Annotated in this window: 16 protein-coding genes; 1 reads left to right on the forward strand and 15 read right to left on the reverse strand. The window is 72.5% G+C overall.

Annotation, left to right across the window (positions count from 1 at the left end; translation table 11 throughout):
• Nucleotides 1–2 precede the first annotated feature (2 nt).
• From recA to ACIHEI_RS32195, 6 genes are all read right to left on the reverse strand, one after another.
• Nucleotides 3–1100: a recombinase RecA gene (gene recA, locus ACIHEI_RS32170; protein WP_387648734.1), complete on the reverse strand. Its 1098-nt coding sequence runs from the start codon at nucleotides 1098–1100 to the stop codon at nucleotides 3–5.
• A gap of 216 nt (nucleotides 1101–1316) precedes the next feature.
• Nucleotides 1317–2186 (reverse strand): hypothetical protein, encoded by an 870-nt coding sequence (locus ACIHEI_RS32175; RefSeq protein WP_396609175.1) that lies wholly within the window; start codon nucleotides 2184–2186, stop codon nucleotides 1317–1319.
• Nucleotides 2187–2203: 17 nt separating this feature from the next.
• The gene (locus ACIHEI_RS32180; RefSeq protein WP_387648728.1) at nucleotides 2204–2737 is read right to left on the reverse strand and encodes a SigE family RNA polymerase sigma factor; all 534 of its coding nucleotides are present in this window, start codon (nucleotides 2735–2737) and stop codon (nucleotides 2204–2206) included.
• Nucleotides 2738–2853: 116 nt separating this feature from the next.
• Entirely contained in the window at nucleotides 2854–4176 is a 1323-nt protein-coding gene (locus ACIHEI_RS32185) for an AI-2E family transporter (RefSeq protein WP_396609176.1), read from the reverse strand.
• A gap of 34 nt (nucleotides 4177–4210) precedes the next feature.
• A complete protein-coding gene (locus ACIHEI_RS32190; protein WP_387648722.1) occupies nucleotides 4211–4405 on the reverse strand; it encodes a DUF3046 domain-containing protein in 195 nt (64 codons plus the stop codon).
• 25 nt (nucleotides 4406–4430) lie between these two features.
• Entirely contained in the window at nucleotides 4431–5966 is a 1536-nt protein-coding gene (locus tag ACIHEI_RS32195) for a S8 family serine peptidase (protein WP_392955465.1), read from the reverse strand.
• 150 nt (nucleotides 5967–6116) lie between these two features.
• Between ACIHEI_RS32195 and ACIHEI_RS32200 the strand changes: the two genes are divergently transcribed.
• Nucleotides 6117–10775: an ATP-dependent helicase gene (locus ACIHEI_RS32200; RefSeq protein WP_396609177.1), complete on the forward strand. Its 4659-nt coding sequence runs from the start codon at nucleotides 6117–6119 to the stop codon at nucleotides 10773–10775.
• A 57-nt stretch (nucleotides 10776–10832) separates the two neighbouring features.
• Here the strand turns inward: ACIHEI_RS32200 and ACIHEI_RS32205 are convergent, their stop codons facing one another.
• The 9 genes from ACIHEI_RS32205 to ACIHEI_RS32245 all read right to left on the reverse strand — a co-directional run bounded on the left by ACIHEI_RS32205 (nucleotide 10833) and on the right by ACIHEI_RS32245 (nucleotide 23556).
• A complete protein-coding gene (locus ACIHEI_RS32205; protein ID WP_396609178.1) occupies nucleotides 10833–11063 on the reverse strand; it encodes a hypothetical protein in 231 nt (76 codons plus the stop codon).
• A gap of 52 nt (nucleotides 11064–11115) precedes the next feature.
• Entirely contained in the window at nucleotides 11116–11484 is a 369-nt protein-coding gene (locus tag ACIHEI_RS32210) for a helix-turn-helix domain-containing protein (RefSeq protein ID WP_030457965.1), read from the reverse strand.
• Nucleotides 11485–11799: 315 nt separating this feature from the next.
• Entirely contained in the window at nucleotides 11800–12285 is a 486-nt protein-coding gene (locus ACIHEI_RS32215) for a CinA family protein (RefSeq protein ID WP_396609179.1), read from the reverse strand.
• Entirely contained in the window at nucleotides 12278–12913 is a 636-nt protein-coding gene (pgsA, locus tag ACIHEI_RS32220) for a CDP-diacylglycerol--glycerol-3-phosphate 3-phosphatidyltransferase (RefSeq protein WP_387648709.1), read from the reverse strand. The genes ACIHEI_RS32215 and pgsA overlap by 8 nt, the downstream gene beginning before the upstream one ends.
• Nucleotides 12910–14364, reverse strand: a complete 1455-nt coding sequence (rimO, locus tag ACIHEI_RS32225) for a 30S ribosomal protein S12 methylthiotransferase RimO (protein WP_396609180.1) — start codon at nucleotides 14362–14364, stop codon at nucleotides 12910–12912. The genes pgsA and rimO overlap by 4 nt, the downstream gene beginning before the upstream one ends.
• A 72-nt stretch (nucleotides 14365–14436) precedes the next feature.
• The gene (locus tag ACIHEI_RS32230; protein WP_392955474.1) at nucleotides 14437–15330 is read right to left on the reverse strand and encodes a helix-turn-helix domain-containing protein; all 894 of its coding nucleotides are present in this window, start codon (nucleotides 15328–15330) and stop codon (nucleotides 14437–14439) included.
• Nucleotides 15331–15461: 131 nt separating this feature from the next.
• Nucleotides 15462–18119 (reverse strand): DNA translocase FtsK, encoded by a 2658-nt coding sequence (locus tag ACIHEI_RS32235; protein ID WP_392955476.1) that lies wholly within the window; start codon nucleotides 18117–18119, stop codon nucleotides 15462–15464.
• Between the two features lie 121 nt (nucleotides 18120–18240).
• Entirely contained in the window at nucleotides 18241–18879 is a 639-nt protein-coding gene (locus ACIHEI_RS32240; RefSeq protein WP_380488803.1) for a two-component system response regulator, read from the reverse strand.
• 201 nt (nucleotides 18880–19080) lie between these two features.
• Nucleotides 19081–23556, reverse strand: a complete 4476-nt coding sequence (locus ACIHEI_RS32245) for a HAMP domain-containing protein (RefSeq protein WP_392955500.1) — start codon at nucleotides 23554–23556, stop codon at nucleotides 19081–19083.
• Nucleotides 23557–23641: the final 85 nt, after the last annotated feature.

Consider the following 23641-nt stretch of genomic DNA (forward strand, 5'->3'; position numbering starts at 1 on the left):
GTTCAGCCCTTGGCGGCGGCCGCCGTCTTCTTGGCGGCCGCCTTGGCGGGGGCGGCCGCGGCCGGGATCTCCACCGCGGGGGCGTCGCCCTCGCCCTCGGCCGGCTTCGGGCCGATGCCGAGCTTGCCCTTGATCTTGGCTTCGATCTCGTCGGCCAGCTGCGGGTTGTCGCGCAGGAAGTTGCGGGCGTTCTCCTTGCCCTGGCCGAGCTGGTCGCCCTCGTAGGTGTACCAGGCGCCGGACTTCCGGATGAAGCCGTGCTCCACGCCCATGTCGATCAGGCCGCCCTCGCGGCTGATGCCCACGCCGTAGAGGATGTCGAACTCGGCCTGCTTGAACGGCGCGGCGACCTTGTTCTTGACGACCTTGACGCGGGTGCGGTTGCCGACCGCCTCGGTGCCGTCCTTCAGGGTCTCGATGCGCCGGATGTCGAGGCGGACCGAGGCGTAGAACTTCAGCGCCCGGCCACCGGTGGTGGTCTCGGGGGAGCCGAACATCACACCGATCTTCTCGCGCAGCTGGTTGATGAAGATCGCGGTGGTGTTCGACTGGTTCAGCGCACCGGCGATCTTGCGCAGCGCCTGGCTCATCAGACGGGCCTGGAGACCGACGTGCGAGTCGCCCATTTCACCCTCGATCTCGGCGCGCGGGACTAGCGCGGCCACCGAGTCGATGATCACCAGGTCGATCGCGCCGGAGCGGATCAGCATGTCGGTGATCTCCAGCGCCTGCTCACCGGTGTCCGGCTGGCTGACCAGCAGGGCGTCGGTGTCCACGCCGAGCTTCTTGGCGTACTCGGGGTCGAGCGCGTGCTCGGCGTCGACGAAGGCGACGGTGCCGCCGGCCTTCTGGGCGTTGGCGGCCAGGTGCAGGGTCAGGGTGGTCTTGCCGGAGGACTCGGGGCCGTAGATCTCGACCACTCGGCCGCGAGGGATGCCGCCCACGCCCAGCGCCACGTCGAGCGCGGTGGACCCGGTGGAGATCACCTCGACCGGCTCGTTCGCCTTCTCGCCGAGGCGCATCACCGAGCCCTTGCCGAACTGCCGTTCGATCTGGGCGAGTGCGGCCTCCAGGGCCTTCTCGCGATCCGTTCCTGCCATGGCTTCCACCCTCGGGTTCTGTCCGTTGCGCTTCATCGTCATCGACGCTAGCGCGTCCCACCGACAAACGGCCCAGATCGGGCTCGGCCTGTGGAAAACTCTGCGCCGAAGCGTACAAAGAACACACGTTCGAATCCAGTCGAAGGTCACCCGACACACCGCGGCCCCGCCCCCGAACCTCCGGGGACGGGGCCGCGACAGCGCACCGGCCGCTGCTTATCCGTGCTGGCCGGAGTCCGTCGGCGTGCCGCTCTGCCGGCCGGCGAACCGCCAGTCGCCGACGCCCTCGGTGGGCCGCGTCTGCACCCCGTTCACCTGGTACTGGGAGTCCGCGGGGCTGTTCCCGGTCTGCGGCGCGCCACTGGCGCCCTGGCCCGGCTGGCACCCGTCCCCCTTGGCGGGCGCCGGGCCGACGATCGACAGGGTGACCGTGTTCTGCGGCACGCCGGGCGTGCCCGCCCCGTCGAAGACGCTCAGCTGGACGCTCCTCGTCTGCTGCCCAGCAGTCTTCCCGGGCGCCGGGATGCCGGCCAGCGTGTCGCGCTTCTGCCGCGCCCCGTCGACGGTCGAGTACAGGTCGATGATGTCATCGGTGGAGCTCCAGGACTTCTGGACGGACGCCTCCGTCGGCTTCTCGAGCGACGGGTCCGCGGCGTGGCGCTCCTGCCAGATCGCCACCGCCTGCTCGTACGCCTTCTCCTTCGGGGCGAGCGGCCAGTGCGACTTCCAGACCTGCCACTTCTTGCCCTCGGTGGTGCCCTCCGTGACCATATGCCGCTGGGGCTTGAGCGGGTCCCGCCCGTCGGCCTGCGGCTTCGCCGACGCTCCCGCGCAGTCGCCGGCGGCGGCCTGGACCGCCTGTGCGTTCGAACCGTTCCCACCGAAGCCGTACAGGCCCGCGGCCGTGCCGCCGCCCAGCGCCACCACCGAGGCCAGCGTGAGCGCGCCGAGCATCGTGCGGCGCCGGCGCCGGATCCGCCGTCCGCCGTCCAGGATGCCGTCGACCGGCACCGGGCCGATCGTCACGGCCTCCGCTGCCGCCGCGAGCCCCAGCTCGACCGGCTGGTCCCCACCGACCTCGGGCATTCCGTTCTCCCCCGCAGTCATACCGCACCTCCCACACGCGTCATGTCCGTCAGTTCCTTCAGCCCCGCGGTCGCCCGCAGTTTCGCTATCCCCTTGGCCGCGTGGCTGCGCACGGCCCCCGTCGAGCAGCCCATGGCGGCGGCCGCCTGGCTGTCGGTCAGGTCTTCCCAGTGCCGGAGCACCACGGCCTCGCGCTGCCGGGGCGGCAGTGCGGCGAGTGCCGTCAGCAGCACCCGGCGCTGGTCGGAGCGGGCGTACCCGTCCTCGGTCCCGGCGGTGTCCGGCACGGCGTCGACGAGCACTTCCGGTGCACGGCGCCGGAAGCGGCGGGCGTGCTGGTTGATCATGATCCGACGCACGTAGCTGTGCGCGTCGTCGGCACGACGCACCTTCGACCAGGCCGCGCAGGTCCGCTCCGCCGCCGATTGCGCGAGGTCCTCGGCCGCGTGCTGGTCACCGGTCAGCAGGTACGCCGTCCGCAGCAGCCAGGGCCAGGCGCCGACGATGAACGCCCGGAACTCCTCGTCCGGGCCGATCTGTTTGTCGCCCATGAACACCTCCTCGCCCATCAAGAGCCCAGCGGTGGGGCAAACCGCTTACTCATGCGACGACCGACCTGCCGGACGTCTCCGGACGGCAGGTCGGTCGTGGTGCGGGGTGCGGGTGGTCAGACCTCGGAGCGGCGCTCCTCCGGCGACGGCGACGGCGACGGCTCCGCGCCGGCGTCGGCCGCACCGCCGCTCACCATCTGCCGCAGTCGCCGCACGGCCTCCCGTCGCCGCTGGCGGCGCTCCTCGCCGCGGTCGATCCGCGGGTCGTCCTCGACCTCGTAGCGCCGCACGTAGGTGCCGACGAAGCCCTGCAGGGTGGCGGCGGCGGGGATGGCGATCAGTGCGCCGACCGCGCCGAGCAGCGCGGCGCCGGCGATCACCGCGCCGAAGGCGACGGCGGGGTGGACGTCGACGGTCTTGGCGGTGATCCGCGGGTGCAGCAGGTAGTTCTCGATCTGCTGGTAGACGATCACGAAGCCGAGCACCCACACGGCGTCCACCGGCTGGCCGGTGAGCGCGACCAGGACGGGCAGCGCGCCGGCCAGGTAGGTGCCGATGGTGGGGACGAACTGCGACATGACGCCGACCCAGACGCTGAGCGCGGCCGCGTACGGCAGTCCGATGATCGTGAAGAACGCCCAGTGCCCGAGGGTGGAGACCAGCGCCAGCACCGCCCGGGAGTACAGGTAGCCGCCGGTCTTGGCGAGCGCGATCTCCCAGGCGCGCAGCACCTCGGCCTGCTTGGTGGGCGGCAGCATCGAGCAGACGGTGCGCCGCACCCGGGGGCCTTCGGCGGTGAAGTAGAAGGTGAACAGGCCGACGGTGAAGGCCTGGAAGAGCCCGCCGACCACGGTGCCGGTGACGCCCCAGACGTTGTCGGCGGCCTGCTGGGCGTACTTCTCGATGGTGCCGGAGTCCTTGAGCACCTGGTGCTGGAGCTGGTCGAGGGACAGCTCGGTGTGGAAGGTGTGGTTGGTCCAGTCGATCACGTCATGCAGCATCTGCGGCAGCTTCCCCGCGACCTGGGTGACCTGGTCGACCATCAGGGTGCCGAGCGCGGTGAGGAAGCCGGCGACGGCCAGGCCGACGCCGATGAACACCAGGAAGGTACCGACGCCGCGGCGCACGCCGCGGGCGGCCATCCGGTCGACGGCGGGTTCCATCGCGAGCGACAGGAAGAACGCGACCAGCAGCATCACGAACAGGTTGATCAGCTGGTGGAAGGCCCAGTCGGCGAGCTGGAACAGGCCGACGCCCACCAGTGCGAGCAGCATCGCCTTGGGCAGCCAGCGCGGCATCGCACCGCTGCCGGCGCCGCCGCGGCGCAGCCGGTGGCCGGTGGGGTCGGCGGTGTCGCCGCCGCTCTGTGTGCCCGGCGGGGCGCTCACGGGGAGGTGTTCGTCGGAAAGCTGGTCGGGAGTCTCTGCACTGCTGGCCACCGACCAAGTCTCACCCAACGACCGGCGAATCGGGTCACCGCAGCTGTGCGGACACTCCCTGGGTGACGCACACCACTCGCCACACGTCCTTGGCCTCCCAGCCGGCGTCCAGTGCCTGGCGGACGGTGCGGCCGTCGAGTTCGGCCATCACGTGGTCCTGGGCGAAGGACTCCGCGTACGCCTCGCCGAAGTGCAGGTGCATCCGTCGCCAGAATTCGGTCAGCCTCATGCGCCCAGTATCCGGTACCGGCAGGTCAGTGCGGCAGGGCGAGGATGCCGGAGCCGTAGTAGTCGCGGTTCTCGCAGCCGACCGGCAGGGTCTGCACGCAGTTGCCGTCGGCGGCCCGGGTGAGCGCGGCGGTGATCCGGTCGGGGTCCCAGTCGGGGTGCTGGGCGGCGACCACGGCGACGGCGCCGGTGACGTGGGCGGCGGACATCGAGGTGCCGGCCAGGGCGGCGTACTTGCCGCCGGGCCAGTCGGAGATGACGGCGCCGTCGGTGCCGCCGTCCGGGTCGCCGCCGGGTGCGGTGAGGGAGATCCGGCCCCGGCCGTAGTTGCTGTAGGAGGCGGGCAGGCCGTTGCGGTCGACGGCGCCGACGGTGACCACGCCGGGCAGTTCGCCGGGCAGCCGGATGCATTCGGTGCCGAGTTCGCGGTCCTGCGGGGGGCCGCCGGTGCGGTCGTTGGGGCTGCGGTGGTCGGGCCGGGTGGCGGCGAGGTCCTGGGCGTCGTTGCCGGCCGAGGCGACCACCACGGCGCCCTTGCGCTGGGCGTAGGCGACGGCGCGGCCGACGGCGGCGATCAGCGCGGCCTGGTCGGCGTCCTCGGGGCAGTTGTACTTCCACGGGTCGGCGAAGTAGCTGTCGTTGATGGCGCGGGCGCCGTGGTCGGTGGCCCAGAGCATGCCGCAGACGATGTTCTCCGCGTAGTACTGGCCGAGCGGGCCGAGCAGCCGGACGGCGGCGATCCGCACGCCGGGGGCGACGCCGGTGACGCCGTGGCCGTCGCGGGCGGCGCCGACGATGCCGGCGACGTGGGTGCCGTGGCCGCTCTCGTTGATGGCCGGGTCGGGCCGCCAGGCGCCGCTGCGGGAGTCGGGGCGGCCGTCGGCGCAGGACGCGGAGGCGGCGGGGTCGACGGCCTCGCGCAGGTCGGGGTGGGTGTCGTCGACGCCCGAGTCGAGCACCGCGACGGTGACCTGGGACAGCTGCTGGGCGGTGGGGACGGCGCCGGTGCGGTCGGCGGAGCGGTCGGCCGGGTGGTCCAGCGGCGGGTGCAGCAGCGCGGCGTGGCCGACGGGGCGTTCGACGGCGCCGATCATGGCGAGGTTCCAGTCGCTGTGCTCGCCCGGGTCGGGGACGGTGGCGGTGCTGTCGTCCTGGGCTTCGATCGCGTCGGTGGTGCCGGCACCCGGTCCGAAGGCGGCGCCGGCCAGCGGCCGGGGCGGGGACGGCACGGGAACGGTGCGGGTGGCGCCGACCCCGGCTATCCCGGGCCGGGCGCGCAGCTTCTCGGCGAACCTGCCGTCGGCGTAGGCGAGCACGGCGCCGATCTGCGGGTAGCCCTGGACGACCTGCCCGCCGGCCGCCCGGACCTGGTCGGCGGCGTGGTCGGCGCCCTGGGCGTCGGCGCGCTCGTCCAGCACCAGGTAGCTGAGGTAGCTGCCGTCGGTGCCGGTGACGTAGGGGACGGCTCCGCCGAGCAGCAGTCCGGAGAGCAGGGTGGCGCCGAGGATGCGGGCGCTGCGGCGCCGTGGGGTGCTGTCGGGGGCCTGGCTCACCTGCTCCATCGCACGCTCCGCTCGTCGGCCGGGCCGGACGCCCGAGGGGTCGGGCGCCCGGTTCCTCACGATATGAGCGATTTATACGATTTGCTGAGCGGGCTGCGGCAGACGGTGACCACCCCCTGACCTGTCAGCGCGTCGGGGCACCATGGGTGCATGGCCACCTCCGTCCCCGCCCCGTCCCCGAACCCGCTGGACGGCTTCGCGCCGGCCACCCGGTCCTGGTTCACCGGCGCGTTCGCCGCCCCCACCGAGGCCCAGTCCCGGGCCTGGGCGGCGATCCGGCTGGAGACGGACGTCCTGGTGGTCGCCCCGACCGGCTCCGGCAAGACCCTGGCGGCCTTCCTGTCCGCCCTGGACCGGCTCAGCTCCACCCCGCCCCCGGCCGACCCCAAGCGCCGCTGCCGGGTGCTCTACGTCTCCCCGCTGAAGGCCCTCGCGGTGGACGTCGAACGCAACCTGCGCGCCCCGCTCGCGGGCCTGCGGCAGGCCAGCGTCCGGCTCGGCCTGCCCGAGCCCGAGGTGCAGGTCGGAATCCGCTCCGGCGACACCCCCGCCGCCGACCGCCGCAAGTTCGCCACCCACCCGCCGGACATCCTGATCACCACCCCCGAGTCGCTGTTCCTGCTGCTCACCTCCGCCTCCCGGGAGGCGCTGCGCGGCATCGACACGGTGATCCTGGACGAGGTGCACGCGGTGGCCGGCACCAAGCGCGGCGCGCACCTGGCGCTCAGCCTGGAGCGGCTGGACGAGCTGCTGGACCGCCCGGCCCGCCGGATCGGCCTGTCCGCCACCGTCCGCCCGGTCGAGGAGGTCGCCCGCTACCTGAGCCCGCAGCGCGGCGCGGCGATCGTCCAGCCCGGCAGCGACAAGCGTTTCGACCTGTCCGTGGTGGTGCCCGTCCCCGACCTCGCCGACCTGCCCGCCACTCCCGCCGAGGAGTCCGATCCACAGCGGCAGAGCTCGATCTGGCCGCACGTCGAGGAACGGATCGTCGACCTGGTGCAGGCACACCGCTCGACCATCGTGTTCGCCAACTCCCGCCGCCTCGCCGAGCGGCTGTGCAACCGGCTGAACGAGATCGCCTACGAGCGGGCCACCGGTGCCCCGCTGCCCGAGTCGCACGCCCCCGCCGAGCTGATGGGCGGCTCCGGCGCCGCCGCCGGCGCCCCGCCGCTGCTGGCCCGGGCGCACCACGGCTCGGTGTCCAAGGAGCAGCGCGCCCTGGTCGAGGAGGAGCTGAAGGCCGGCCGGCTGCCCGCCGTGGTCGCCACCTCCAGCCTGGAACTGGGCATCGACATGGGCGCCGTCGACCTGGTGGTGCAGGTCGAGTCACCGCCCTCGGTGGCCTCCGGCCTGCAGCGGGTCGGCCGGGCCGGGCACCAGGTCGGCGCGGTCTCCACCGGCGTGGTCTTCCCCAAGTACCGGGGCGACCTGGTGCAGTCCGCCGTGGTCACCGAACGGATGCGCTCCGGCGGCATCGAGGCCCTGCGGGTGCCCCGCAACCCGCTGGACGTGCTCGCCCAGCAGCTGGTCGCGACGACCGCCCTGGACACCTGGGACGTGGACGAGCTGCTCGCGCTCTGCCGCCGCGCCGCCCCGTTCGCCACCCTCCCGCAGTCCGCGTTCGACGGCGTCCTCGACATGCTGGCCGGCCGCTACCCGTCCGACGCCTTCGCCGAGCTGCGCCCCCGCCTGGTCTGGGACCGGGTCGCCGGCACCGTCACCGGCCGCCCCGGCGCCCAGCGCCTCGCCGTCACCTCCGGCGGCACCATCCCCGACCGCGGCCTGTTCGGCGTCTTCATCGCCGGCGCAGACCCGAAGAAGGGCGGCGGCCGGGTCGGCGAGCTCGACGAGGAGATGGTCTACGAGTCCCGCGTCGGCGACGTGTTCACCCTCGGCACCACCTCCTGGCGGATCGAGGAGATCACCCACGACAAGGTGCTGGTCACCCCCGCCCCCGGCATCCCCGGCCGGCTGCCGTTCTGGAAGGGCGACTCGCTCGGCCGCCCGCTCGAACTCGGCCGCGCCGTGGGCGCGTTCGTCCGCGAGGTCGGCGCGATGGAGCCCGCCGCCGCCACCGCCCGGCTCCGCGAGGCCGGCCTGGACGACTGGGCGTCCGGCAACCTGCTCGCCTACCTCGCCGAACAGCGCGAGTCCTGCGGCCACCTGCCCGACGACCGCACCATCGTGGTGGAACGCTTCCGCGACGAACTCGGCGACTGGCGCATCATCATCCACTCCCCCTTCGGCGCCCAGGTGCACGCCCCGTGGGCGCTGGCCATCGGCGCCCGCCTGCGCGAGAAGCACGGCCTCGACCCGCAGGTGATGCACGGCGACGACGGCATCGTGCTGCGCCTGCCCGACGCCGACCTGCTGGCCGACTTCCCCTCCGGCATCGCGGCGCCGCCCGCCGACGAGGCCCCGGTCGGCGCCGACGCCGCCGTCTTCGACTCCGGCGACATCGAACAGCTCGTCACCGACCAGGTCGGCGGCTCCGCCCTGTTCGCCGCCCGCTTCCGCGAGTGCGCCGGCCGCGCCCTGCTGCTGCCCCGCCGCAACCCCGGCAAGCGCACCCCGCTCTGGCAGCAGCGCCAGCGCGCCTCCCAACTCCTCGAGGTCGCCGCCGAGTACGGCTCCTTCCCGATCGTGCTGGAGGCCGTCCGCGAATGCCTGCAGGACGTCTTCGACGTCCCCGGCCTGGTCGAGCTGATGCGCGACCTGGAGTCCCGCGCCGTCCGCCTGGTCGAGGTCACCACCCCCGAGCCGTCCCCGTTCGCCCGCTCCCTGCTGTTCGGCTACGTCGCCCAGTTCCTGTACGAGGGCGACTCCCCGATCGCCGAACGACGCGCCGCCGCCCTCTCGCTGGACTCCCGGCTGCTGTCCGAACTGCTCGGCCAGGCCGAATTGCGCGAACTGCTCGACCCGAAGGTGCTCGCCGACCTGGAGGCCGAACTCCAGCGCCGCACCCCCGAGCGCCGGATCAAGGACGCCGAGGGCGTCGCCGACGCCCTGCGCCTGCTCGGCCCGCTCGGCGAGGACGAACTCACCGAGCGCGGCGCCGAACCGCTCTGGGCCCTGGAACTCGAAGCCGCCCGCCGGGTCATCCAGGTCCGGATCGGCGGCCACCTGCGCTGGTCCGCCATCGAGGATGCCGGCCGTCTCCGCGACGCCCTCGGCACCCCACTGCCGGTCGGTGTCCCCGAAGCCTTCACCGAGCCCGTCAAGGACCCGCTCGGCGACCTGCTGGCCCGCTACGCCCGCACCCACGGCCCGTTCACCGCCCACGAGGCCGCCGAACGCTTCGGCCTCGGCAGCGCCGTCGTCACCGGCACCCTGCACCGCCTGACCGCCGCCGGCCGCCTGGTCCAGGGCGAGTTCCGCCCGCCCGCCGCCCACCACCACCCTTCTGACGAAGCGCTTCGCGCCCCCCTTTTTGCCACCGGCACCACCCCCGAATGGTGCGACGCCGACGTCCTGCGCCGCCTGCGCCGCCGCTCGCTCGCCGCCCTCCGCCACGAGGTCGAAGCCGTCCCCCCGAAGGCCCTGGCCGCGTTCCTCCCCCAGTGGCAGCACCTCGCCGGGCACCGCCTGCGCGGCGCCGACGGCCTCTACCGGGTCGTCGAACAGCTCCAGGGCACCGCCCTGCCCGCCTCCGCCCTCGAGAAGCTCGTCCTGCCCGCCCGCCTCACCGACTACTCCCCCGGCCTGCTGGACGAACTGATGGCCGCCGGCGAGATCGGCTGGTCCGGCGCGGGCGCACTGCCCGGCAAGGACGGCTGGATCAGCCTCCACCTGCCCGAGAACGCCCACCTGCTGCGCCCCGAACCCCTGCCGCTCACCCCCGGCCCCGTCCACACCGCCCTGCTGGAGGCGCTCACCGGCGGCTACGGCGCGTTCTTCCGGCAGCTCGCCGAACGCGTCCCCGACACCCCGGACGCCGAGATCGTCGAAGCCCTCTGGGACTTGGTCTGGGCCGGCTACGTCACCAACGACACCCTGGCCCCCCTGCGCAACCTGCTCGGCTCCGGCCGCACCGCCGGCGCCACCGCCCACCGGGCGCCCCGCTCCACCCCGCGCGGCCGCTACGGCGGCGCGGGCCGCGGCCTGGCCCGCCCCAGCTCCCGCTCCGGCCCGCCGACGGCCGCCGGCCGCTGGTCCCTGCTGCCGTCCTTCGGCGGCGACCCGACCGTACGGGCCGCCGCCCAGGCCCAGGCCCTGCTGGACCGCCACGGCATCCTCACCCGCGGCACCGTCACCGCCGAACGCGTCCCCGGCGGCTTCGCCGGCGTCTACCGCGTCCTGGCCGCCTACGAGGAACGCGGCAAGGCCCGCCGCGGCTACTTCGTGGAAGGCCTCGGCGGCGCGCAGTTCGCCATGGAGGGCGCCGCGGACCGCCTGCGCTCCGTCAACTCCCGCCTGGAGCGCACCAACGGCGACTGGTCCACGAGCACACCCGCGGAGGCCCCGCAGGCGATCGCACTGGCCGCCGCCGACCCCGCCAACGCGTTCGGCGCGGCGCTGCCCTGGCCGGAACCCCCCGCGGACACCACCGGCGCCCACCGCCCCGCCCGCAAGGCCGGTTCGCTGGTCGCCCTGGTCGACGGCGAGCTGGTCCTCTACCTCGAACGAGGCGGCAAGTCACTGCTCACCTGGTCCACCGACGCCCCGACCGTCACCGCGGCCCTCACCGCCCTGTCCCAACCCCTCACCATCGAACGCGTCAACGGCCACCCCGCCCTCACCAGCCCCCTGGGCCCCCACCTGGAAGCGGCCGGATTCCACGCCACGCCCAAGGGCTATCGCATCAGATAGCACGGGGAACTGCGCGACAAGCGCACGCCCGTCCGCAAGGTCGCGATCACGTGCAAGTCACTGCCCTGCGTCGCGATCTCGCTGACGGGCGCCTTCCGCTTCGCGCAGTTCCCCGCGCCCCTGGATGCGCGTGTGCACGGGAATGAGCCCCGCCCCCCACCAGCCGGCCGCAAGCATGCCGAGGGCGGCACCGCCATCTTTCGCGGTGCCGCCCGTAAGCAGCAGTATCAGACCCAGGCCCACCAGTGCCGTGGCACCCAGCAGCAGCGCTCTGCGCAACGCGGGCATTGCGCCCCTCCTTCACCCGGCGCTCCGCGAGTGCGGAACGGTCGAGGTCCGGTCAGGCCGCCACCACGTCCATCGCCGCCTTGGGCGAGATGGACCCGGACCGGTCGACGCCGGGGGCCGGCAGCGGAACCGGTTCGAGCACCGGCCTCAACAGGTCACCCTCGGAGAGGGTGGCCATCGCCGCAAGTTCGGCGAGCGACAGTTCGTCGCTGACCTCGCGCATGACCTCCGACATCCGCACGTCGAGTGCGTCGCAGATGGCGGAGAGCAACTCGGAGGACGCCTCCTTCTGACCCCGCTCGACCTCGGAGAGGTACCCGAGCGAAACCCTGGCGGCTGCCGACACCTCGCGGAGTGTGCGGCCCTGGCGCTGGCGCTGCCGACGCAGCACATCGCCAAGCAGGCGACGGAGCAGAATCATCGGTGCCTCCCTCCTCGGACTGCGGATCGAGATGTCACGACCCCACCGTACCGCCTTGTCCGTGTCCCGTGCGGGGACCGGGGTCGTGTTCACTCTGGGCTGCAAGGCGTCCCCTCCCCTGTTCTTCCCCTTCCGGGCCGTCGAACCACCCGTGACGGGCAGATGTCCGGCTCCGGACGCCCGGTCGAACCCTGGTCGACGCGGGGGCGGTCCGACCGGGTTCGGCCCGGCCGGAGCATCCGGTGTAACACGTTCCTCCATCGGCTGCTGCGGGTTCACGGGTTTCGGCCCGCCCTGCCCGGCTGCCGGTGATGGTCAGCCGTTGGCGTCGGGCCCGGTCAGCCGGCGCAGCAGCAGATCGAGCGCGGCCTCCACCGACTGGTGCCGGATTGTGTCACGCCCACCCGACAACCGGAGCGGCAGTGCTTCTGTTCCCCGCGCTCCGGCGAGGCCCACGTACACGGTGCCGACGGGCTGTCCGTCCTGCGGGTCGGGCCCGGCGACGCCGGTGGTGGCCAGGGCCCAGTCGGCGCCGAGCAGGTGCCGCGCCCCCTCGGCCATCTGCCGGGCCACCACGGGGTGGACCGGTCCGTACACGTCCAGCAGGCCTTCGTCCACGCCGAGCACGGACGCCTTCAGGTCGGTGGCGTACGCGGTGACCGAGCCCCGGAACACCGCGGAGGCGCCGGGGACGTCGACCAGGGTGGCGGCCAGCAGGCCGCCGGTGAGCGACTCGGCGACGGCCAGGGTGGCGCCGTCGGCCCCCAGCGCCGCGAGCAGGCGGGCGGCGAGGTCACTCACCGCGGCGCTCCCGGGCGATGCCCTCGCGGCGCAGCCGGACCGCCTGGACCACGTAGTCGAGGCCGGTGCCGACGGTGAGGACGACGGCGATCGCCATCATCACCGCGCGGCCGGTGGCCAGCGGGCCGGTGAGCACCAGGACGTACATGCCGACGGCGATGCCCTGGGCGAGGGTCTTGAGCTTCCCGCCGCGGCTGGCCGGGATGACCGCGTAGCGGATCACCCAGAACCGCATCAGGGTGATGCCGAGTTCGCGGGCCAGGATCACGGCGGTGACCCACCAGGGCAGGTCGCCGAGGATCGACAGGCCGATCAGGCCGGCGCCCATGATCGCCTTGTCGGCGATCGGGTCGGCGATCCGGCCGAAGTCGGTGATCAGGCCCTTGCTGCGGGCCAGCGCCCCGTCGAACACGTCGGTGATCATGGCGACGGCGAACGCCGCCCAGGCGAACGCCCGCCACTTGGGGTCGTGCCCGCCGTCGGCGAACATCAGCGCCACGAAGACCGGGACCAGCAGCAGCCGGAACATCGTCAGGACGTTGGCGATGTTCCACAGGCCGGGCTGCGGGGGCGGGACGGCGGCCGGGGTCGGCCGGGTCTCGGCCGGGGCCCCCGGCCCCTTGGTCATACGTCGGCTCCGAGCTGCGTGATCGCCTCGGCGACCAGGTCGACGCCCTCGGTGCCGACCACGGTGGCCCGGTAGAACTGCCCGATCTCGGCGTCGTCGGCGCCGAGCAGGGTGGTCAGGCCGTCGGTCTCGGGGGCCTGGTGGACGGCGCGGCCCTCGACGACACCGTCCTCGATCGACTCGACCAGCACGGTGACCTCGCTGCCGACGCGCTGTTCGGCGCGCTGCGCGGTGAGTTCCTCGGCGAGCTTGGAGAGCCGGGTGACGCGGTCGTCGACCACGTCCTGGTCGAGCTTGCCGTCGTAGCCGGCGGCCTCGGTGCCGTCCTCGTCGGAGTAGCCGAAGACGCCGATGGCGTCCAGGCCGGCGTGCGTGATGAACCGTTCCAGCTCGGCGAAGTCCTCCTCGGTCTCGCCGGGGAAGCCGACGATGAAGTTGGAGCGGGCGCCGGCCTCGGGGGCCTTGGCGCGGATCGACTCCAGCAGGCCGAGGAACTGCTCGGTGGAGCCGAAGCGGCGCATCCGGCGCAGCACGGCGGGCGCGGAGTGCTGGAAGGACAGGTCGAAGTACGGCATGACCTTGTCGGTTCCGGTCATCACGTCGATCAGGCCGGGGCGCATCTCGGCGGGCTGCAGGTAGCTGACCCGGACCCGCTCGATGCCCTCGACGGCGGCGATCTCGCTGAGCAGGGTCTCCAGCAGCCGGATGTCGCCGAGGTCCTTGCCGTACGAGGTGTTGTTCTCGGAGACCAGCACGACCTCGCGCACGCCCTGCCCGGCCAGCCAGACGGCCTCGTTCATCACGTCGCTGGGGCGGCGGGAGATGAAGGAGCCGCGGAAGGCGGGGATGGCGCAGAACGAGCAGCGGCGGTCGCAGCCGGAGGCCAGTTTGATCGAGGCGACCGGGGCGTCGTCCAGGCGCTTGCGCAGGGTGCGCGGGCCGGAGGCGGGGGCGAGGCCCTCGGGGAGGTCCTCGGGGGTGCCGTGGCCGGGCAGCGCGACCTCGGCGGCGGCGGCCTGGCGTTCGACGGGGGTGAGCGGGAGCAGCTTGCGGCGGTCGCGGGGCGTGTGGGCCTCGACGTGGCCGCCGGAGAGGATGGTGTTCAGGCGGGTGGAGATGTCGGCGTAGTCGTCGAAGCCGAGGACGCCGTCGGCCTCGGGGAGGGCGTCGGCGAGTTCCTTGCCGTAGCGCTCGGCCATGCAGCCGACGGCGACCACGGCCTGGGTACGGCCGTGGCCCTTGAGGTCGTTGGCTTCGAGCAGGGCGTCGACGGAGTCCTTCTTGGCGGCCTCGACGAACCCGCAGGTGTTGACGACGGCGACATCGGCTTCGCTGGCGTCGTCGACCAGCCGCCAGCCATCGGCCTCCAGTCGCCCGGCGAGTTCCTCGGAGTCGACCTCGTTGCGGGCGCATCCGAGCGTGACCAGGGCGACAGTGCGGGGTTCAGGCATGACGCCAAGATTAACGCGCGCCCCCCGGTGGAGTTCCCCCCGGAGGGCGCGCGATCTGTTCGGGCGGCCGGATCAGCCCGCCTGCGGGTCGCCCGGGGTGTACGTGAGGTGCACCACCTGGCCGTCCTGACCGGCCGGACCGAGGTCCTTGCCGTTGACGAACAGGTGCACGGCCCCGGCGTTGCCGATCACCAGAGTGATCTTCTTCGGGTCGGTGAAGGTCTGGTCCTGGCCGGCTTCCAGGTTGTTGGAGAACAGCGACTTGCCGCTGCCGTCCTTGGCGGTGACCCAGCTCTTGTCCTGCCCGGCGACCAGCTTGACGGTGACCTTGTCGGCGGGGGCGGCGGCGACCGCTCCGGCGCCCGTCTCGGGGGCCGGCGGCTGCGCGGAGGCCTCCAGGGTGGCCGGGGCGGAGACGCCGGACGGCAGCGGGGCGCTGGCCGCGCCGGGGCCGTTGTCGGTGGAGGACGAGGAGCCGACCAGGTTGTAGCCGATCAGCACGACCACCGCGACGATCGCCAGGACCATGGCGGCGGTCCAGTTCGGGCGGCGGTGGTCGGTGACCTTGACCGGCCCGACGTCGAACAGCCGGGCCGCGGGCGCGGCGCCGCCGTGCTCGGCGTCGTAGCGGGCGACCAGCGCCTCGCCGTCCAGGCCGACCTCGCGGGCCAGCAGCCGCAGGTGGCCGCGGGCGTAGAAGGCGCCGCCGCAGCGGTCGAAGTCGTCGGACTCGACGGCGTGCACGATCGGCACCCGGATCCGGGTGCGGGTGCTGATCTGGTCGACCGTCAGGCCGGCGTCGATCCGGGCCCTGGCGAGCAGCCGCCCGATGCTCGGCCCGTCGGCGGCGTGACTCGGCTCCGCGGGGCGCTCCGGGCCGGCGAAGGCGGACGCGGAGGAGCCGGAGGCGGAGCGGCGGGGGGACTTGCCGATGGTCACTGGGCACGCCTTTCGAGCGGAGGCCATCTGCTGAGTAACCAGTCTAGGGGTGCTGCCGTAACGTTTCTCAACCGGAGGGGGCCCGAACGTGCCACAGTCGTGCCACAGAAGTTGACGGGTGGTCACCTCGCCTCCCGGCCGCCGGGACCACCCGCCGCTCACCCGCGCAGCGTCATCAGTACGCCGTCCAGCTCGTCCGGCTTGACCAGCACGTCGCGGGCTTTGGAGCCCTCGCTGGGGCCGACGATGCCGCGCGACTCCATCAGGTCCATCAGCCGGCCGGCCTTGGCGAAGCCGACCCTCAGCTTGCGCTGGAGCATCGAGGTGGAGCCGAACTGGGTGGTGACGACCAGTTCGACGGCCTGGACCAGCAGGTCGAGGTCGTCGCCGATCTCCTCGTCGATCTCCTTCTTCGGGCCGGAGCCGACCACCACGTCGTCCCGGTAGCGGGCGGCCAGCTGGTCCTTGCAGTGCTGGACGATGCGGGCGATCTCCGCCTCGGTGACGAACGCGCCCTGCATCCGGACCGGCTTGGACGCGCCCATCGGCAGGAACAGCGCGTCGCCCTTGCCGATCAGCTTCTCCGCGCCGGGCTGGTCGAGGATGACCCGGGAGTCGGCCATCGCCGAGGTGGCGAAGGCCAGCCGGGACGGCACGTTGGCCTTGATCAGGCCGGTGACCACGTCCACCGAGGGGCGCTGGGTGGCCAGCACCAGGTGGATGCCGGCGGCGCGGGCGAGCTGGGTGATCCGGACCACCGAGTCCTCGACGTCGCGCGGGGCGACCATCATCAGGTCGGCCAGCTCGTCGACGATCACCAGCAGGTACGGGTAGGGCGTCAGCTCGCGTTCGCTGCCGAGCGGCGGCTGCACCGTGCCGGCCCGCACCGCGGCGTTGAAGTCGTCGACGTGCCGGAAGCCGTAGGCCGCCAGGTCGTCGTAGCGCATGTCCATCTCGCGCACCACCCACTGGAGGGCCTCGGCGGCCTTCTTCGGGTTGGTGATGATCGGCGTGATCAGGTGCGGGATGCCCTCGTAGGCGGTCAGCTCGACCCGCTTGGGATCGACCAGCACCATCTTGACCTCGTCGGGGGTGGCGCGCACCAGCACCGAGGTGATCAGGCAGTTGATGCAGGACGACTTGCCCGCGCCGGTGGCGCCCGCCACCAGCACGTGCGGCATCTTCGCCAGGTTGGCCATCACGGTGTGGCCCTCGACGTCCTTGCCCATGCCGACCACCATCGGGTGGGTGTCCTCGGCGGCGGTGCGCGAGCGCAGCAGGTCGCCGAGGGTGACCATCTCGCGGTCCCGGTTGGGGATCTCCACGCCGACCGCGGACTTGCCGGGGATCGGCGAGATGATCCGCACGTCGGGGGTGGCCACCGCGTAGGCGATGTTCTTCGCCAGCGCGGTGATCCGCTCGACCTTCACCGCCGGGCCGAGCTCGACCTCGTAGCGGGTGACCGTCGGACCGCGGCTGAAGCCGGTGACCCTGGCGTCCACCTTGAACTCGGCGAACACCCCGGTGAGCTGGCTGACGATGTCGTCGTTGACCTGCGAGTGGGCCTTGGCCGGGGCCCCGCGCTCCAGCAGGTCCATCGACGGCAGGGAGTAGGCGATGTCGCCGGACAGCTGGAGCTGTTCCATCCGGACAGGCGCCTCGCCGTGGCCGTCGGGCGCCTCGGACGGCCAGGGCTCCTCCGGGGGAGCAGTGTTGTCCTTCACCTGGCCGACCATGCTGGCCACGGTGGGCGAGCCGGCCACGCCGAACAGCAGCGCGCCGTCCACCAGGTCCGCGGCGGCGCCGGCGGCCAGGTCGCGGGTCTGGTACGGGTCCTTCTCGAACGAGACCGGCACCGGGGCGGACGCCTGGTCCTCGTCGCTCTTGCGGCGACGGCGCCTGCGGGGGGCCTCGTCCTCGATGGTGATCGGCAGCGCGTCGGGGTCGGCGTCCTCCGGCGGGGCGGTGGAGTACTCGCGCTCCCCGGTGCCGGGCTCGCCGTCGGCGTCCTCGTACTCGCCGGGCAGCGGCTCGGCGACGCCCAGGCGGACGCCCAGCAGGCGCAGGCGCTGCGGGATGCGGTTGATGGGGGTGGCGGTGACCACCAGCAGCCCGAAGAAGGTGAGCAGCAGCAGCAGCGGGACGGCCAGCGGCGGGCCGGCGGCGGCCATCATCGGGGTGGACACGGCCCAGCCGATCAGGCCGCCGGCCTGCCGGATCCGGGTGGCGCCGGTGCCCATCGCGGGCGCGCCGCAGCCGATGTGCACCAGGCCGAGCACGGCGATCACCAGCGCGGTCAGGCCGATCACTATCCGGCCGTTGGCCTCCGGCAGCTCGGGGTGGCGCATCAGGCGGACCGCGACGGCGCCCAGCAGGAACGGCACCAGCACGTCGAGCCGGCCGAACAGGCCGGAGACCACGGCGGTGGCGGCCTCGCCGAACCACCCCTGCGGGCTGGCCCAGGTGCCGGCCGCGACGACCAGGGTGAGCGCCAGCAGCAGCAGCCCCACGCCGTCCTTGCGGTGCTCGGGGTGCAGGTTGCGGGCGCCGTGCCCGTAGCTGCGGAACACCGCGCCGATCGCGTGCGCCAGGCCCAGCCAGATCCGCCGGACGGCCCGGAAGAGTATCGGCCTGGGCGCGGGCGCCGCGGGTGCGGCGGCGGCCGCCTTCTTGGCCGGGGCCTTCTTCGCCGGAGCCTTCTTGGCAGCGGGCTTCGCGGCGGATTTGGCGGGGGCCGCCTTCTTGGCGGCTGTCTTCTTGGCCGGCCCGGGCTTGCTGGTGCGTGCGTCGGCGCTTCCGGGCGTTCGTGTGGCCATGGGTGGCAGCCTACCGGCGCCACCGGGCCCCGGACATGCGCGGGCGCACTTCGGCGGGTTGCACCGTCGACGTACCGTCAGCGGACCGCGAACCACTCGAACGAGTGACGCTGACGGCCGTTCAGTTCGCGCCGGGGCGCAGCGCGTCCAGGGCCCGGCGCAGGCCGGCCAGTTTGCGCTCCAGGTGGGCGGCGGTCGCGGCGGCGCCGGCGCTGTCGGCGGTGGCGTCGAGCTGCTTGGTGAGCGCCTCGGCCTGTTCCTCGACGGCGGCCAGCCGGGCCGACAGCTCGCCGAGCAGCGCCCCGCCGATGGCCGGTTCCTCGTCCGTCTCCAGTTGCAGGCGCAGCAGCGCGGCCTGCTCCTTGAGCTGGGTGTTCTTCACGTACAGGTCGACGAAGACGGAGACCTTGGCGCGCAGCACCCACGGGTCGAAGGGCTTCGAGATGTAGTCGACCGCGCCGGCCGCGTAGCCGCGGAAGGTGTGGTGCGGACCGTGGTTGATCGCGGTCAGGAAGATGATCGGAATGTCCCTGGTCCGCTCGCGGCGCTTGATGTGCGCGGCGGTCTCGAAGCCGTCCATGCCGGGCATCTGAACGTCCAGCAGGATGACCGCGAAATCGTCGGTGAGGAGCGCCTTGAGCGCCTCCTCGCCCGAGGAGGCGCGTACGAGCGTCTGGTCGAGCGCGGAGAGGATCGCCTCCAGGGCGAGCAGGTTCTCCGGACGGTCGTCGACCAGGAGGATCTTCGCCTTCTGCACCAGGACCCGCCCTCCTGCCGGTTGTTTCCCCAGAGCGGGCACCTTCGTGCCGCCCATCACTGCCCCGGTCATGCTAGCCGTACCCCCTTGCCTGCCACAGGCCCGGTGCCGGCCGTCACCGTCCGGTCACTGTTGGCAACGACGGGTGACCTTACCGGGTTCCCGGCCGGGGCCGCCAGCGCGGGCGGCCCCGTCGGGCGGCGGTTACCTGACGGGCAGGTGCTGGCGCATCACCGCCAGCAGGTGATCGGTCTCCACCGGCTTGGTGATGTGGTCGGTGGCGCCCGCCTGGAGGCTCTTCTCGCGGTCGCCCTTCATCGCCTTGGCGGTCAGCGCGATGATCGGCAGGCCGGCGAACCGGGGCATCCGGCGGATCTGCTCGGTGGTCGCGTAGCCGTCCAGCTCCGGCATCATGATGTCCATCAGCACCAGGGCGACGTCCTCGTGCTGTTCGAGCATCTCGATGCCCTCGCGGCCGTTCTCGGCGTACAGCACGGTCAGGCCGTACTGCTCCAGCACGCTGGTGAGGGCGAACACGTTGCGGATGTCGTCGTCGACGATCAGCACCCGCTCGCCGTCGAAGCGGACCGGGGTGCCGGCGCTGGTGCGCACCGGGTCGCCCTGGCGCGGGATGCTCTCCTCGGCCGCGCGCGGGGCCTCCTCGGGGCGGGCGGTGCGGCGGCGTTCCAGGGTGGAGCGGCGGCGTTCCTCGACCAGGCCGCGGGCCTCCTGGGTCCACTGCTCGGCGGGCGTACGGGAGGGCTCCAGGGCGCGCGGGACGGCGCCGCGCTCCAGCGCGACCGGCTCGGGGCCCTCGCTGCGCAGCGGCAGGTAGAGCGTGAAGGTGGAGCCGCCGCCGAGTTCGCTGGCCACGTGGATCTCGCCGCCCAGCAGCCGGGCGATCTCCCGGCTGATGGACAGCCCCAGGCCGGTGCCGCCGTACTTGCGGCTGGTGCCGCCGTCGGCCTGCTTGAACGCCTCGAAGATCTCCCGCAGCTTGTTGCCGGGGATGCCGATGCCGGTGTCGGAGACCGAGAAGGCGATCAGCTGCTCGTCGGGGTCGCCGATGGTGCCGGTCTCCAGCAGTTGCTCGCGCACGTGCTGGGGGGTGTCCGGGCCGGACACCGGGCGGATCATCAGCTCGACCGCGCCGGCGTCGGTGAACTTCACCGCGTTGGAGAGCAGGTTGCGCAGCACCTGCTGGAGGCGCTGCTCGTCGGTGTGCAGGGTGACCGGCAGGTCCGGGGAGACCCGGACCGCGAAGTCCAGGTTCTTCTCCGCGGTGAGCGGCCGGAACGCGGCCTCCACGTAGTCGACCAGCTGGACCAGGGCGATCCGGGCCGGGCGGACGTCCATCTTGCCGGCCTCGACCTTGGACAGGTCGAGGATGTCGTTGATCAGCTGGAGCAGGTCGCTGCCCGCGCCGTGGATGGTCTCGGCGAACTCGACCTGCTTGGCGGACAGGTTGCCCTCGTTGTTGTCGGAGAGCAGCTTGGCCAGGATCAGCAGCGAGTTGAGCGGGGTGCGCAGTTCGTGCGACATGTTGGCGAGGAACTCGCTCTTGTAGCGGGAGGCCAGCGCGAGTTGTTCGGCGCGCTCCTCGAGGATCTGCCGGGCCTCCTCGATCTCGCTGTTCTTGATCTCGATGTCGCGGTTCTGCTGGGCGAGTTGCTCGGCCTTCTCCTGCAACTCCTCGTTGGTGCGCTCCAGTTCCTCCTGGCGGGCCTCCAGCTCGGCCGAACGCATCGACAACTCGGCGGTCAGCCGCTGGGATTCGAGCAGCAGGCCCTCGGTCTTGGTGTTGACCGAGATGGTGTTGACGGTGACGCCGATCTGGTCGGCGATCTGGATCAGGAAGTCCAGCGCGACGGTGGTGAAGCTGGAGAAAGTGGCGAGTTCGATCACGCCGAGCAGCCGGTCCTCGAACAGCACCGGCATCACCACCACGTGCGCCGGGGAGGATTCGCCGAGGCCGGAGGAGATCTTCAGGTACCCGGGCGGGGTCTCCTTCAGCACGATCGGCCGCTTCTCCACCGCGGCCTGCCCGATCAGGCCCTCGCCGAGCCGGAACGTGGTGGGCATGGTGCGCCGGTGGTAGCCGTAGGAGCCGATCAGGCGCAGCACGATGTCGTTCTCGTCGTCGTCCTCGGTGACGAGTTCGGCGGTGCGCCCGGCGGGCTGGGCGAGGAAGAACGCGCCGTGCTGGGCGGAGACCACCGGGGTGAGCTCGCTCATGATCAGCGAGGCGACGGCGGACAGGTCGCGGCGGCCCTGCAGCAGGCCGGACATCCGGGCCAGGTTGGACTTCAGCCAGTCCTGTTCCTTGTTGGTCCGGGTGGTCTCGCGCAGGTTGGCGATCATCTGGTTGATGTTGTCCTTGAGCTCGTCGAGCTCGCCGGACGCGTCCACGTTGATCCGCAGCGACAGGTCGCCCCTGGTGACGGCGGTGGCGACCTGGGCGATCGCGCGCACCTGCCGGGTCAGGTTGTTGGCGAGTTCGTTCACCGACTCGGTCAGGTCCTGCCAGGTTCCGGCCACGCCGGGGACGCGGGCCTGGCCGCCGAGCCGGCCGTCGGTGCCGACCTCGCGGGCGACCCGGGTGACCTCGTCGGCGAACGCGGACAGCTGGTCGACCATGGTGTTGATGCTGGTCTTGAGCTCCAGGATCTCGCCGCGGGCGTCCACGTCGATCTTCTGCGAGAGGTCGCCGCGGGCGACCGCGGTGATGACGAGCGCGATGTTGCGGACCTGGCCGGTGAGGTTGTTGGCCATCAGGTTGACGTTCTCGGTCAGGTCCTTCCAGATGCCGGCCACGCCCGGCACCCCGGCCTGTCCGCCCAGCATGCCGTCGGTGCCCACCTCGCGGGCCACCCGGGTCACTTCGAAGGCGAACGCCGACAGCTGGTCGACCATGGTGTTCAGGGTGTCGGCGAGCGCCGCGACCTCGCCGGCCGCGTCGACGGCGATCTTCTTGGACAGGTCGCCGCGGGCCACCGCGGACGCCACCTCGGCGATGTTTCGCACCTGGGAGGTGAGGTTGGACGCCATCAGGTTGACGTTGTCGGTCAGGTCGCGCCAGATGCCGGAGACACCGGAGACCCGGGCCTGACCGCCCAGCATGCCGTCGGTGCCGACCTCGCGCGCCACTCGGGTGACCTCGTCGGCGAACGCGGACAGCTGCTCGACCATGGTGTTGACGGTGGTGACGAGCTCGCGGATCTCGCCCTTGGCGTCGACGGTGATCTTCTTGGAGACGTCGCCACGGGCCACCGCGGTGGTCACCTCGGCGATCGAACGCACCTGACTGGTCAGGTTGTTGGCCATCAGGTTGACCGAGTTGGTCAGGTCCTTCCAGGTGCCGGACACCCCGGGCACGCTGGCCTGGCCGCCGAGGATGCCCTCGGTGCCGACGTCCCGGGCGACCCGGGTGACCTCGTCCGCGAACGCCGAGAGCTGGTCGACCATGGTGTTGATGGTGTTCTTCAGCTCCAGGATCTCGCCGCGCGCGTCGACCTGGATCTTCTGCGACAGGTCGCCCTTGGCGACCGCGGTGGTGACCTGCGCGATGCCGCGGACCTGCGAGGTGAGGTTGTTCGCCATCGAGTTGACGTTCTCGGTCAGGTCCTTCCAGACACCGGCCACGCCCGGCACCTGCGCCTGACCCCCGAGGATGCCCTCGGTACCGACCGCGCGCGCCACCCGGGTCACCTGCTCGGCGAAGCCCGACAGCTGGTCGACCATGGTGTTGATGGTGTTCTTGAGCTCGAGGATCTCGCCGCGGGCGTCGACTTCGATCTTGCGCGACAGGTCGCCCTTGGCGACCGCGGTGGTCACCTCCGCGATGTTGCGGACCTGCGCGGTCAGGTTGGCGGCCATGAAGTTCACCGAGTCGGTCAGGTCGCGCCACACACCGGCCACGCCCGACACCTGCGCCTGACCGCCCAGGCGGCCCTCGGTACCCACGTCACGGGCCACCGTGGTGACCTGCGCGGCGAAGGAGTTGAGCTGGTCCACCATGGTGTTGACGGTGTTCTTCAGCTCCAGCATCTCGCCGTCGACATCGACGGTGACCTTCCGCGACAGGTCGCCGCGGGCCACCGCGGTGGTCACCTCGGCGATGTTGCGCACCTGCGCGGTCAGCCGGCCGGCCATGGTGTTGACGGAGTCGGCCAGGTCCTTCCAGGAACCGGAGACGCTGCGCACCCGGGCCTGACCGCCGAGCTTGCCCTCGGTGCCGACCTCGATCGCCACCCGGGTCACCTGCTCGGTGAACTCGCTCAGCTGGTCGACCAGCCCGTTCACGGTGCGGCCGACCTTCAGGAACTCGCCGCGCAACGGGTAACTGGCGCCGGTGGTGTGCACCGAGCGCAGCTCCATGGTCTGCGTCAGGTCGCCCTCGGCGATCGAGGACAGCACCCGGCCGACCTCGGCCATCGGCCGGGCCAGATCGTCGATCAGCGCGTTGCAGTTGTCGACGGCCGCCATCCAGGCGCCCTCGCCCACACCGGTCTCCAGGCGCTCGGACAGCCGGCCCTCGCGGCCCACCGCCCTCCGCACCCGGGCCAGTTCACCCGTCAGGTGCTGGTTGCGCTCGGCGACCTCGTTGAACACCGCGGCGATCTCCGCCAGCAGGCCGTCGCCCGGGAAGGTCAGCCGGCGGCGGAAGTTGCCGTCGCGCATCGCGGTCAGCGCGGCCAGCAGCTTGCGCAGCTCCGCGGGCTCCGCGCCGCGCTGACCGGGGCCCTGGCGCCGGCCGCCGGCCCGG

Origin of the sequence: Kitasatospora sp. NPDC051984 (assembly GCF_044593455.1) — a bacterium.
Classification (GTDB): domain Bacteria; phylum Actinomycetota; class Actinomycetes; order Streptomycetales; family Streptomycetaceae; genus Kitasatospora.

Bases quoted from the DNA above. Each gene is read 5' to 3' on its own strand.
- recA (WP_387648734.1), bottom strand. From the start codon at position 1,100: ATGGCAGGAACGGATCGCGAGAAGGCCCTGGAGGCCGCACTCGCCCAG.
- ACIHEI_RS32175 (WP_396609175.1), bottom strand. From the start codon at position 2,186: ATGCCCGAGGTCGGTGGGGACCAGCCGGTCGAGCTGGGGCTCGCGGCG.
- ACIHEI_RS32180 (WP_387648728.1), bottom strand. From the start codon at position 2,737: ATGGGCGACAAACAGATCGGCCCGGACGAGGAGTTCCGGGCGTTCATC.
- ACIHEI_RS32190 (WP_387648722.1), bottom strand. From the start codon at position 4,405: ATGAGGCTGACCGAATTCTGGCGACGGATGCACCTGCACTTCGGCGAG.
- ACIHEI_RS32195 (WP_392955465.1), bottom strand. From the start codon at position 5,966: ATGGAGCAGGTGAGCCAGGCCCCCGACAGCACCCCACGGCGCCGCAGC.
- ACIHEI_RS32200 (WP_396609177.1), top strand. From the start codon at position 6,117: ATGGCCACCTCCGTCCCCGCCCCGTCCCCGAACCCGCTGGACGGCTTC.
- ACIHEI_RS32205 (WP_396609178.1), bottom strand. From the start codon at position 11,063: ATGCCCGCGTTGCGCAGAGCGCTGCTGCTGGGTGCCACGGCACTGGTG.
- ACIHEI_RS32210 (WP_030457965.1), bottom strand. From the start codon at position 11,484: ATGATTCTGCTCCGTCGCCTGCTTGGCGATGTGCTGCGTCGGCAGCGC.
- pgsA (WP_387648709.1), bottom strand. From the start codon at position 12,913: ATGACCAAGGGGCCGGGGGCCCCGGCCGAGACCCGGCCGACCCCGGCC.
- rimO (WP_396609180.1), bottom strand. From the start codon at position 14,364: ATGCCTGAACCCCGCACTGTCGCCCTGGTCACGCTCGGATGCGCCCGC.
- ACIHEI_RS32230 (WP_392955474.1), bottom strand. From the start codon at position 15,330: ATGGCCTCCGCTCGAAAGGCGTGCCCAGTGACCATCGGCAAGTCCCCC.
- ACIHEI_RS32235 (WP_392955476.1), bottom strand. From the start codon at position 18,119: ATGGCCACACGAACGCCCGGAAGCGCCGACGCACGCACCAGCAAGCCC.
- ACIHEI_RS32245 (WP_392955500.1), bottom strand. From the start codon at position 23,556: ATGCGCGACGGCAACTTCCGCCGCCGGCTGACCTTCCCGGGCGACGGC.